The following is a 12,218-nucleotide window of genomic DNA, read 5'->3' on the forward strand; positions in this document are numbered from 1 at the left end:
CGATTAAATAAAAATCTGGTATTGAAGTATTAACTGACCACGACGACCGCCCGCAGAAATTTGTGAGGTACCCGACGATGGCTCGTAATAAGGTCGATTCTGGTAATCGAGCGTCAGTTTTCCGTTGTGGCCTTTAATCAGGTAATTAAGGCCAAGGTTATACACACCAAGTGTAGTTGTTACCCGCTGATAGTTCGCAATCTGAGCTTGTACATAGGGCATCAATGTACCGTTGCCAACACCGAATAGATCCCGTTTCATCAGGTAGCCAAACTGACCATAAACAACGCTACCTGTACCAAACATAGGGAAGGAGTTTCCTTGAGTACCGCCCAAATTACCTGGACGTTGTGTTATTGGAATGTCACTAGCTGGGTTCATTGCGCCGTTGAAACGTAGATAGTTGGTACCATAATCTGTATGAAAATAGCCAAGATATGCGCTAATGGCCGTTCCTTTTGCCTTATTCAACGGCATATCCAGGAACGATGCGATTGACCACAAGTTCATAGCCTGATAAATGGTGTCGCCGGCAGCAGGCACAAATACCGTAGCGCTTTTCTGCGTAATAAATCCAGCTTCCAGATTAAAGATTTTCTTCGACCCCAGGTAAGTACCCGTGTTATAACCCGGCGCCTGATGAGCTTCTTTATCGAAGAATTGCCACATAAATAAACCCTGAAACTGCTTCTCCTGGCCTTTCAACGCGAATATGGAATTAGGGCCATAGGTCGGCAATGCCAATCCATTGGTTTGAATTGGGAATGGATCACTGATAGCTATGCGATAGTCGAGGTGACCAATCTGCCCACGTGCATACACACTCAATTTGCGGGAAAACTCGTCGGTTTGGTCGGTGGTGGCTTGCGCAAAAACAGGCACATCCATGCTCATAATTGTCGCCACACTGGGTGCGCTAAACCGCGACAATCCATTCACGATAGTTAGACCAGCTCCAATATTCAGGTAATTTTTATTCTTGAATACTAAATATTCGGCAACAGCATCGTGAAAAAACGCCTGTACTTTCCGCTGCGATGACGCAGTTTGGTTAAATCCACCATTCAGGTAGTTGAAGTTATTCATCCCAAACTGAAAGTATACGAACAGGTGGTCACTGATTTGACCAAATAGTTGCATGCGGGTCCGGCGCAAGCCTATGGAGAAGGTATTGTCTTTGGGTACGCCTATAACCGTTGAGCCAGGGTTGCTCCGATTCCATTGAAGCCAGGCTTGGTTTAGAAATGTAGCCTTAAAAAAATGGGTTCCTGATTCGTTCAGATTGTATTTCAATTCATTTTTCTCGGGAGCTGGTTTGGGAGAAACTGGCTCATTGACAATTATCGGTCCAGAGATAAGAATAACCGGCGCAGACGGCTTTGTCGTATCAGCAGACAATGTAACGGAGTGTTGAGCAAATGTCAGTTGACTAGTCATCAACAAGGCACCTACCCAGCCAATCGTCAGAGTTTTATTCATCTAATTGATTCTTTGGTATCGGCACAAAACTATGTAGATGATTATATTAAACTAAATATTTAATTAAATTTGAATTAAATTTACAATATAACCTATTGGAATTGTACTTTTCTAATGGAGATTGGCTATAAAAAAGCCGCCTATTTACTATATAGGCGGCTTTTTACTGTATGTGCTCGGCTTATTTATACTTTCGCTGGGTTGGCTGGTACAGGCTTCTCTTTTTTCCCACTCAATCGACCATATAAACGTCGCATACCATTAAAGGCATTCTCGAAGGTTAAATAAACCGTTGGAACAAGAACAAGCGTAAGGAGCAGCGAACTAATCAGACCGCCGATAATAACCCACGCCAACCCGTTTTTCGACTCAGACCCATCACCTGTAGCCAATGCCATTGGCAGCAAACCAATTGCCATGGCAATGGTCGTCATGAGAATTGGGCGAATCCGTTCACGACCCGCTTCTACGAGGGCATCGACAGTATTCTTCCCTTCTTCTTTCTGCTGATTGGCAAAGTCAACGAGCAGAATAGCGTTCTTCGCCACCAGACCAATCAGCATAATCATCCCTAGCATAACGAAGAAGGAGATTGATTGCTCAGCCAGCGCCAGCGCCAGGAAGGCTCCGATAATGGCCATTGGGATCGAGAATAAGACCACAAATGGTCGGAAGTACGAGTTGTATAGCGCAACCATCAGCAAGTAGACAAACGTGATGGCCAGCCCCAGTGCAATACCGAGGCTACTAAACGCGTCTGACTGCCGTTCCAGATCACCCTTTAGTTTATAGGTAACGCCACCAGGCAATTGCTTCGTTTTCAGAATATTGTCGATTTCCGTACCAACTGTACCCGTTGGGCGACCCACTACGTTAGCGTTGACAAACAAAGAGCCAACCCGATTATAGCGTGTTAATTGCGTGGCACCTGTACCTAATTCGAGGTTAGCAATCTGTCGGACTTCAATCAATTTCCCCTTTGCATCAGGTACCGTCAGGTTTCCAACATCGTCTTTACTCTGGCGGTTAAATTTGTTGAGTTCAACCCGAATGTCATAATCCCGGCTCCCGACGCGGTATTTACTGTCTGTATTTCCAGAAAAGGCGGTCTGCAAAGTCGCGCCTATATTAGCCACCGAGACCCCGTATTGAGCCATCTGGCGACGGTCGAGATTTACTTTCAATTCAGGCTTAGGATCATCCACGCCTAACTCAACGTCGGTCGTTCCACTTACCGATTTCACAATCTGCTTCACAATAGCCGCAGCCTGCTGTAAATCCTGTTGGGAATTCCCTTGTAACAGAATTTGAATCGGTGAAGCATTAGCACCACCTGTGATGGCAAGCGGGGCCGATTTAACGTTCAGGCCGGGTATTTTAAGTACTTCAGCTTTCGTCTGAGCGGCAAATTTCTCAATAGAAATAGTCCGTTGCTGCTTAGGTACAATGGTTACCGTAATTTCAGCTTTGTGATAAGGTGTTGATCCTAATCCCCCACCCGATGCCGCGCTTGAATATCCAACGTTGCTATTGACTTTCGTGACCAGCTTGTTGCTCATCAGTTGCTTTTCAATCTTCTGACAGATACGATTCGTTTCAGCCAGACTATTGAAAGGTTCTCCTTCAATTTGCACGATAAATTCGCCCTGGTCACTCTGTGGAAAGAAGGTTGTTCCGATGAATCCACCGCCAACCAGGCCGAATGAGGCAATCAGGAGGGTAATAGCCGTAATATATACCCAGCGTTTGTGATGAAGACCCCAGGTTAATAGGCGAGCGTAGGCGTGTTTAAGTGAATCGAATTGTCCCTCAAACCATTTCAGGAATCGTTTGCCAAGGCCAGGCCCATTAAGGTCTGTTTCTTTAGCAAAACGCGAAGCCAACAACGGCGTAATGGTAAACGACACCGCCAGCGACATGAGCGTTGAGAATACAACCACCAGCGAGAACTCCCGAATAATGTTCGCAATCAGCCCCTGTACAAATACGAGTGGTAGAAACACGACCACGTCTACCATCGTAATAGCCAGCGCAGTAAACCCAATTTCATTCCGACCATCGAGTGAAGCGGTTCGCCGATCTTTACCCATTTCGAGGTGGCGGTAAATGTTCTCCAATACCACAATCGAGTCATCGACCAGGATACCAACCACCAGTGATAAGGCCATCAACGTCATCAGGTTAAGCGTAAAGCCTAACAGGTACATCGGCACGAATACCGAAATAATGGAGGCCGGTACCGATACCATGACGATAAAGGCATTTCGGATACTGTGCAGGAACAACAACATCACAAGGGCCACGAGCACAACGGCAAACTCAAGGTCGAAAATAACACCCTCAGCAGAGGCCAGTGTGTAGGTCGATGAGTCGCTGGTGATTTCGAATTTCAGACCAATGTTGGCGTACTGCTTTTCGATGCCACCCAAAATACTTTTCACCTGTTGACTAATTTCCACCGCATTCGCATCCGTCTGTTTCTGAATCGAGATACCAATGGATTCACGTCCGTTAATCCGGTTAATAGTCGTGGCGTCGGCAACACCATCGGTTACAGTGGCCACATCACTTAACACAACGTTCGTTCCGTTCGTCGACGTAATTAGGGCCGCATTTCGAATCTGATTAATGTCGGTAAACTTACCTGCCAGACGAATAGCATATTGTGCCTGATCGGTTTCAATACGACCCGTTGGGTAATCGAGGTTAGCCGCATTCACAGCTTGCGTTACTTGCGCCAGCGAGAGATTATATAGTTTGAGTTTGTTCGGGTCAACACCAATTTTGATTTCGCGCTGGCGCCCACCCGTTAGTGTCACCTGTCCCACTCCGTCTACTTTTGTCAACTGCGTTCGAATCTGATCATCAACTAAATCGTAGAGTTTAGTCGCTTCCAGATTCCCCCGAACACCCATTCGAATGACGGGCACGTCATCAGTCGAGAATTTTTGCAGCGTTGGTGACTCTACTTCATCGGGTAACTGTGAGAGTACCGCGTTGACTTTCCGCTGGGCGTCCTGCAAAGCCTGATTGGCATTGGCACTGGCCGACAGCTCAATCTGAATAATCGAAAGTCCTTCCTGACTGGTTGAGCTTATGTTTTTCAGATTTTCGAGTGATGATACCGCATCCTCCAGTTTACGCGTTACGGAGTTTTCAACCTCCCCGGCAGCCGCACCTGGATAGGTTGTAATGACGGTTACAACGGGCGCATCGAATTTTGGCAATAGGGTATAGTTCAGGCTTTTATACGAGATAAATCCCAAAATACCCAGGATCGTGAAAGCCACTACAACCAGCGTCGGGCGTTTAATGGCTACTTCAGTTACTGACATTTGTAGTTTGTTGTTAAGGATTGACCGCTACCGATGTATCCGCTTTACCTTGAGCTGAGTTTGTCTTATTGACAGTTACTTTAGCTCCGTTGGTCAGATTTAACTGGCCATTTACAACTATTGGCTCGCCTTGTTTCAGGCCATCAAGAACCTGATATTGGTCACCGCTGTCGTAGCCAAGCCGGATTTTACGCAAGCGGGCTATGTTGTTCTGTACGACGTACACACTCGCACTATCAGCTCCGCCAACCAACGCCCGGCGCGGGATAAACAACCCATTGATACCCTGTTTAAACGTAAAGTTTGCATTGGCCAAGGTGCCGGCTTTCAATTGATTTTTACTGTTGTTGCTCAGATAGATTTCAACTGGATAGTTGTGCAAATCATCTCCTTTTGGGCTGATGTAATGCACAGATCCTGAAAATGTTACACCCGGAAACGCCTGAGCCGTAATAGACGCCTTATCGCCAAGTTTAAGTTGATAAACGGCTTGCTCCGGTACATTAACCACCAGTTTCAAATCCTGTAAATTAATAACTGATGCAATCACCGCTCCAATGGCCACATATTCGCCGTTCTCCACTTTTTTGTCGTACACATACCCACTGATGGGTGCGATAACGGCTCCGTTACCCAGTACACGCTGTTGCTGTTTTGTATTCAACAAAGCGGTTGCGTACTGATCTTTGTATTTCTGGTATGCTTCCTGAGTTACGGCTCCCCCTTGTAGTAGTCGCTCGTAACGCTCCATTTCACGTTTGGCGTTGGCAACTGCTGTCTCGTTATTTTCGACAACGACACCCTGTACAGGGTCTTGAACATAGCCAACTTGCTGTCCCTTTTTAACATAGGTGCCTAGCAACAGTTTAAAATTCTGGAGCTTACCGCGCGTTTCGGCGATGATGTCTCCTTCGTTCTGGGCGGCTATCGTTCCCAGCAAAGATAGGTTTTGATCGAGACGCTCGTAGGCAACTGGCTGCACATCCACAACAGGCGTTGTCTGGAATTGCACTGACGACGTTTTAGCGGCCTCAATATCTTTTTTGTTGTTTATCAATCGGAAAGCAATCAGCGCGATCAAGGCAGCTACCGCTCCAATTATAAGTATTCGTTTCATGGTAACTGTCTATTTTTGAGTGACGTATTGAAGTATGGTTCCCTGTGAATTTTCGTAGTCTAAGCGGGACTGATATAAACTAATTAGCTTGTTGGCCAAATTGTTCTGAGCGGTGGTCAGCGCGTCTTTGGAATCAATTAGTGTTACCGACGTCGCGATTCCCTCCTTGTATTCCAGTTCTGTAACCGTCAGAATTTTGCGGGCAAGCGTTATGTTATCTCGTTCCCGTTGAATGTCGATCACCAGATTCTGATAGCTCACCTGTGCGTTACTCAGGTTCAGTTGTGCCGACTCACGCGCCAGAATTTGTTGCAGTCGAAGTGATTCCAGGTTCAATCGATTTTCGCGATCCCGGTATTTCCGTTGATTACCATCGAAGGGCGTCCAGGAGAGAGTCAGGCCAATTGTCGAGCTTTTGAACCACGATTGACTACCATCGAAAAAGCTAAACGATTGTCGTTGAGCATTGGTAGCGTACGTTCCATAAAAACCCAGCGACGGATAATAGCCTCGGTTATTCGACTGCCGATTTAAATCCTGCAATTCCGTGTTTAGGACTAACTGCTTAAAATCAGGGCGATTTTCAACGAAACGCCCGTCTGCCATTGGCAATTCATTTACCTGCAATTCCTTCTCAACCTCCAGTGGTTGAAGCGTCAGCGTTTCGGCAAGCGGCATCCCCATCTGATATTTCAGTTGGTTAATGGCCTGTTCGTAATTCCGGTTAGCCTGCTCCAGTTGCGATTGTAGGTTGTTGCGATTCAGTTGGATACGACCAAAATCGATCTCGCGCGTGGTTCCGTTTTTTAGACGAACCTGCTCCTGCCGCAACAGCGTATCCGACGAATTCAGGTCCCGAATGGTCAATCGTTTTTGTAAATCAATGACCAACGTCTGGTAATAGGCTCGTGCAATATTATACGCCTGCGTCTGTTCGGCCTGAAGTGTAGCCTGCGCCTTCACCTGTGTCGAAATTTTAGCGGCTTTCAGGGCCAACCCAAATGACGGATCAAAGATTTTTTGATCGACACGCCCAGTTAACGTAGAACTATATTGTGTACCAAATTGAACAGGAAGAAAAGTGCCGGGCTGGCCAAAAAACTCACCAGGTAACAACTGAACTGGAATCTTAACGTTGTCCAGCAACGAGCCCGATACCGACACCTGTGGAAGATTTTTACCAATAACCTGCTGCGTTTGGGCAACTGATATTTGCTCATTTACACGAGCAATTTTTATGTTCGGATTATTGACCCGCGCGTACTCAACGCATTGCGCCAGGGTGTAGCCTCCCGATGGCGCATTTTGTGCGCTGGCCCAACTGGCTAGCAGGCCCAGCGTCAGTAGCATTAGCGTAGTATGCTTCATGCTTTTCATTGTTTATAAAATCTAAGTGAAGTCAAAATGGATTTATAGGCTTTTTATGAATCGGCGAATAGCGCGCTCGAATAAGTTGGTGGGATCTTTAAAAAGAGCGACCATTTTAGGGTCCTGTACGTTTTCAAGCATCTTGGCTCCCTGCTCTGGTCGAATGTTTGTAATGAGATTGATATAGCCCTGCATCAGGCAAAACCAGTTAAAAATCAGTTCGCCCATATTTTCTGTATCTGGACTAACCTCCCGGAATAAGCCTTCAATTTTCTGTTTGGCATCCTCCATCCCCTCACGCATCATATCCCGCTGCTGCTCCATTCGTTCCGGATTATGCATTAGTCGAAATATTTCGGGTTTTTCATTGGCGAATGTCCATTGCACCATCGACAGCCGAACAATCTTCTCCTCGGCACTTAGCTCCATGGCCAGAATCTCATCAAACACACGCCGATTTTCAACATGTCCTTCTTTTACGATGTTTAGAAGGACATCCTCTTTATTCTGGAAGTGTTCATACACAATCGGGGGCGTGTAGTCGATGGCTTCGGCTATACTCCGAATGGTCACGGCATTCCAGTCTTTCTCACGGGCTATCTGTCGGGCTGCATCCAGAATGCGTTGCCTGATTTCAGCTTTCTGTCGAGTTCTACGATCTATAACGCTCATTATCTAACGACTTTCAAATTATCTAACAAAGATAGATTTTATTTGTTTCGTCAAATTCGATTTTATTTAAAAATTGTATAAACGGTTGATTTTAAAAGATAAAAGGCCATTACATCATTAAGACGTAATGGCCTTTCTTTACAAAGTACTATTTATTAACAATTCACTCCAGTAACACCAGTGGTGTCGGTTTCTTCAAACCGATACTGAGAGGTTTCGAGAAACCTCGCGGGTCAGGTTTAAGAACCTGAGCTCACGCTCATCCAAGACACTTAAAACTCCCAGTCGCAGGCTGGTGCCAACCAATCCTGACCCGTGTCGATTGGCATTCCGTCGGGTGGTGTTTGGGGATTTGTTGGCTTGACGTCGGCAACGTTACCATCAGCCCGCCGAATCTGATCAAGCGCGAATAAACGGTGAGCAGCTCCTTTTGGGTTTGTTACTGGGGCAGCAAGTTTCGTTTTTAGTTGGCTAATTTTTAGCAAAGCCACTGCCCGAACCTGCGGGGTGCCTTCCAGATTATTAGCCAGATCAATCAATTTTTGCAGGACCAATTTGTCGGTCAACCGTTTTACTTCGGCCTGATAACTATCCGTTGGCTCTGCTTTATACCAGGTAGCTCCCAACAGTTGATCAAACATCGATTCAAGGCTCAGCTGAGCAGGATCAACAGCCGATTGTGCAACCAACCGACTAACACGTTCGCTATTCATCAGCATCTGAAGTGTCATGCCAGCCGCAGCCTCGGGCGCTGCCATTGGATCGAACGATAAGCCCGTACGGCGCTTGAACACCTCCCGAGGATTAGGATCATAGCGGAATGGGTGTGGCGGAATGAGAGCCAGGATAGGTTTGGGAACTGCTAGGAAAGCCGGATCGATTGTAGCCAGCAAAGCATCCAACGCCCGTTTTTGCTCCTGAACCGGAACGGTCGATACAACAGGTTGGCCATCTCCCCGAAGTGCATTAGTGTAGAGTTGCCCGCCCACTACTTTCGACGCTGCTTCTACCTGATAGCGATGGAACATATACATAGGTACCAGCACTTCTTCGAGCGTTGCCATTGGCGTACCAACCGGAATTTTCTTCTCGGAGAAACTACTTAGCGCCATCCGACGAACATCCGATACGCGTTTCAACTCATCAACGGCATTAGAGCCATTATCCCATAAGTGCGTAGCTGGGTGGACGGAACCTTCGGGTCGAGCATCTTTATCGGTCAAAAACGTCAGCCCCGTCTTGTGCATATCGTTCACAATCTTGTCCAACGCCTGTTTTTCATCCGTACCAGCCGGAAACTGCTCGTATCCATAGCGAATACTCCATTTGTCGTACTCACCAATGTTTTTCGCATAGGCATCTGATAGATCAATGCTGGCACCTTTTATTTTGGCCACCATAGTCGGATAATCCATAACAGACGCCCGTCCAAACATACCTCCGCCTTGTGTACTGGCGATATAGTTGTGCGGCAAACCAAGTGTATGACCAACTTCATGCGCAGCCAGTTGTCGCAACCGTTCAATCGACATTTGCATCATCGCATCGCCAGTCGAAGATGTTACACCGCTATAATCTCCAACTAATCCCTGCGCAATCAGATAATCCTGCCGAACCCGCAAGGAACCAAGCGTAACCTTCCCCTTAATAATCTCGCCCGTACGTGGATCACTAATGCTCCCGCCATACGACCAGCCACGCGTAGACCGGTGAACCCATTGCACCAGATTATAACGAATGTCCATCGGGTCGGCATCAGCCGGAAGCAGTTTAACTTGAAACGCATCTTTATAACCAGCCGCTTCAAATGCCTGATTCCACCAGGCCGTACCATCCATCAGCGCCGACCGAATCGGTTCTGGCGTGCCGGGATCTATGTAATAAATGATGGGTTTAACGGCTTCACTCACAGCCGCCGACGGATCTTTTTTCTCTAGTCGATGCCGCGAAATGTAGCGTTTCATAATGGGCTGGCTAACGGGCGTCGCATAATCAAAATACTCAATACCGCCATAACCAATACGCGGATCGAACACACGGGGTTTGTAGCCAGCGTCGGGCAATTGCACAAATGAATAATGCTGGTGAATCGTAACAGCCGTAGGAGTTGGCACAACTTCACGTAAATAAGCACCTGGATTATCGCCCGTCAGCGTAATAATCGTCTCGAACTCTGTATTTTGTGGAAAGCCCTTCGTACGAGGCAGATACATTGCGCTACGTGCAGGGTCAAACTTATAGGCTCCTTGTCGTGTACGTGTAATAGCTTGGACTGCCCCAACCAAATCCTGCATCAGAAATGGAGTGAGATCAACCAAAACTTTCCGACCCGTCGGACCGTCCCCTTCCTCCGCAACAACGTCGAAGCCAGCATGAACAGATTTGGCAAATGATTCTTCAACGGCCCGACGTTCGAGCGGATCATTACTGATAGCCCGGTAGGAATAGTTGGGTTCAATCATTAGAACTTTATTCCCACTACGTTGGAATTTCACAATGTGCTCCTGACCTAAACGACCCCGGTCAAGTCCAATATCATTGGAACCAACACCCTGTGCCAGCGTCGGGTAGAATAAAAGTTCAGTATCGAATTTGTCGATTTCGAGCCAGATTTTGCCTTTTTTAGCATCCCAGTAATACGTCAGAAAACCGGGGTTTCGCTCCATACCAGTTGTAAACGTAGCAATGCTGGCAGATGAACTTGCACCAGTGGGGGCTTGGGCAACCAGTAAGCGTGTAGCTGTTAGTAAGTAAAGAAGTGTAAATAAGCGTTTTCGCATTTTTTGAGCAGAGGTTGTAGTTGCTGCTCAAGTTACGGCAAAAACGTTTAATAGAAGTGAAGAATGAAAAGTGAAGAGTGTAGAATAAGCTAACGCAGACTATTCTACATTCTTCACTTTTCATTCTTCACTTGTAAAACTATCGAATTCGGTCAGACCCGCGCACCAGTTTTTCGTCCCGGCGGATGAATCGGTTCGCTAATGCATTGAAAACGAGCGCAGCAATAATAGCGTAAAAGCCGAACAGAAAGGTACCTTGATCGGCTGGATTGCCATAGGCTTTGCCCAAGTAAAGCGTCCGATAGAGTATAATACCCATAATGGCCGTGAGCATCAGCGCATTCACAGCACATAAAGCTGTTTGTGTAAGGCGGTTACGATATTGAAAGATGGCATAGAGTGAAACTAAGCCTACTAAAGCAATTAACAGAGCCAAATACCAAATCGTATCAGCATATGTCGTAATTCCTTCCTGGTGTGTGTATTGAAGCGCTGTCAAATGAGCCATCTCTGGCGACTTTAACCCAGCTTTTTCCCAAATTGGATTAGAGAGCGCAATACCCATTGCGACGGCAATAAGAAACAAAAATACTGTCTGAATGCGTTGAATCATTGTTTGTAATGTATAATGTACACTGACTAATGTATACTGGATCAGGATACTGATTTAATCCACATTTAATCAGTTACAAAAGTAGCCCAAAAACTGATAGCTTATGAAAGCAGACGTACGTCTGATGGTAACTGCTGATGGTTCGCATACAGCCATTAACCAGACGCTCGATAAAACATACCATTCGGTTCATGGAGCCTTTCAGGAATCGCAACGGGTTTATATCGAACTAGGTTTACTAGCTGCGTTTGAAAAATTTCCGACCGAAGAACTATGTGTTTTTGAAATGGGGTTCGGAACGGGACTAAACGCCCTTTTAACTGCCCGCGAAGCTAATTCCTTCCAAAGAAAAGTGATTTATACGGCGATTGACGCCAATCCTATGGCGGTAGAAGACGCAAAGCAACTAAACTTTGACGACCTGCTGGCAACTGATTACTTGCTTAAGTTGCATGAGTGTCCCTGGAATCTACCCGTTGAGATTACCCCTTGGTTTACGCTAACAAAACAGGAAAGTAAACTACAGGATTGGCAAACAAACGAGCGATTTCACTTGATTTATTATGATGCTTTCGCCCCTACGGCCCAACCTGAACTTTGGGAGCCAGAGATCTTTACCCAACTGGCCCATTTATTGTTACCTGGTGGCATGTTGACCACCTACTGCTCAAAGAGTTATGTACAGCGAAATATGCGGGCGGCTGGTCTATCAGTCGAAAAACACCCTGGCCCGCCACATAAACGTGATATTCTAAGAGCTCTGAAAATGGGCTGAGCCGTTTAACTACTAGAAATGTTGCGTTCTGTACGTATTTCTTTGCGGCTTTACATGTAAAAAGCCATGATTTTGCTAA

8 protein-coding genes are annotated in these 12,218 nt (G+C 46.4%); 1 reads left to right on the top strand and 7 read right to left on the bottom strand.

Annotated elements, in window-relative coordinates; translation table 11 throughout:
• Window positions 1–3: 3 nt before the first annotated feature.
• The 7 genes from GO755_RS36415 to GO755_RS36445 form a co-directional block, all read right to left on the bottom strand.
• On the bottom strand, window positions 4–1,479 hold the full coding sequence (locus tag GO755_RS36415) for a hypothetical protein (RefSeq protein ID WP_157590368.1): 1,476 nt from the start codon (window positions 1,477–1,479) through the stop codon (window positions 4–6).
• 185 nt (window positions 1,480–1,664) lie between these two features.
• Window positions 1,665–4,814 (bottom strand): efflux RND transporter permease subunit, encoded by a 3,150-nt coding sequence (locus GO755_RS36420; protein ID WP_157590369.1) that lies wholly within the window; start codon window positions 4,812–4,814, stop codon window positions 1,665–1,667.
• Between the two features lie 13 nt (window positions 4,815–4,827).
• The gene (locus GO755_RS36425; RefSeq protein WP_157590370.1) at window positions 4,828–5,931 is read right to left on the bottom strand and encodes an efflux RND transporter periplasmic adaptor subunit; all 1,104 of its coding nucleotides are present in this window, start codon (window positions 5,929–5,931) and stop codon (window positions 4,828–4,830) included.
• 9 nt (window positions 5,932–5,940) lie between these two features.
• Window positions 5,941–7,299 (bottom strand): TolC family protein, encoded by a 1,359-nt coding sequence (locus GO755_RS36430; RefSeq protein ID WP_198175038.1) that lies wholly within the window; start codon window positions 7,297–7,299, stop codon window positions 5,941–5,943.
• 42 nt (window positions 7,300–7,341) lie between these two features.
• On the bottom strand, window positions 7,342–7,971 hold the full coding sequence (locus GO755_RS36435; RefSeq protein ID WP_157590372.1) for a TetR/AcrR family transcriptional regulator: 630 nt from the start codon (window positions 7,969–7,971) through the stop codon (window positions 7,342–7,344).
• A gap of 272 nt (window positions 7,972–8,243) precedes the next feature.
• Window positions 8,244–10,751, bottom strand: coding sequence for a zinc-dependent metalloprotease (locus tag GO755_RS36440; protein WP_157590373.1), 2,508 nt, complete (start codon window positions 10,749–10,751; stop codon window positions 8,244–8,246).
• 139 nt (window positions 10,752–10,890) lie between these two features.
• Window positions 10,891–11,364 (bottom strand): DUF4293 domain-containing protein, encoded by a 474-nt coding sequence (locus GO755_RS36445; protein WP_157590374.1) that lies wholly within the window; start codon window positions 11,362–11,364, stop codon window positions 10,891–10,893.
• Window positions 11,365–11,467: 103 nt separating this feature from the next.
• Here GO755_RS36445 and mnmD point away from each other — a divergent pair, with 103 nt between their 5' ends.
• Window positions 11,468–12,139 (top strand): tRNA (5-methylaminomethyl-2-thiouridine)(34)-methyltransferase MnmD, encoded by a 672-nt coding sequence (gene mnmD / locus GO755_RS36450; RefSeq protein ID WP_157590375.1) that lies wholly within the window; start codon window positions 11,468–11,470, stop codon window positions 12,137–12,139.
• Window positions 12,140–12,218 lie beyond the last annotated feature (79 nt).

Source organism: Spirosoma arboris (genome assembly GCF_009754945.1).
In the GTDB taxonomy this organism is placed as follows: Bacteria; Bacteroidota; Bacteroidia; order Cytophagales; family Spirosomataceae; genus Spirosoma; species Spirosoma arboris.

Coding starts and splice junctions, on each gene's coding strand:
- GO755_RS36415 (WP_157590368.1), bottom strand. CDS start 1,479: ATGAATAAAACTCTGACGATTGGCTGGGTAGGTGCCTTGTTGATGACT.
- GO755_RS36420 (WP_157590369.1), bottom strand. CDS start 4,814: ATGTCAGTAACTGAAGTAGCCATTAAACGCCCGACGCTGGTTGTAGTG.
- GO755_RS36425 (WP_157590370.1), bottom strand. CDS start 5,931: ATGAAACGAATACTTATAATTGGAGCGGTAGCTGCCTTGATCGCGCTG.
- GO755_RS36430 (WP_198175038.1), bottom strand. CDS start 7,299: ATGAAGCATACTACGCTAATGCTACTGACGCTGGGCCTGCTAGCCAGT.
- GO755_RS36435 (WP_157590372.1), bottom strand. CDS start 7,971: ATGAGCGTTATAGATCGTAGAACTCGACAGAAAGCTGAAATCAGGCAA.
- GO755_RS36440 (WP_157590373.1), bottom strand. CDS start 10,751: ATGCGAAAACGCTTATTTACACTTCTTTACTTACTAACAGCTACACGC.
- GO755_RS36445 (WP_157590374.1), bottom strand. CDS start 11,364: ATGATTCAACGCATTCAGACAGTATTTTTGTTTCTTATTGCCGTCGCA.
- mnmD (WP_157590375.1), top strand. CDS start 11,468: ATGAAAGCAGACGTACGTCTGATGGTAACTGCTGATGGTTCGCATACA.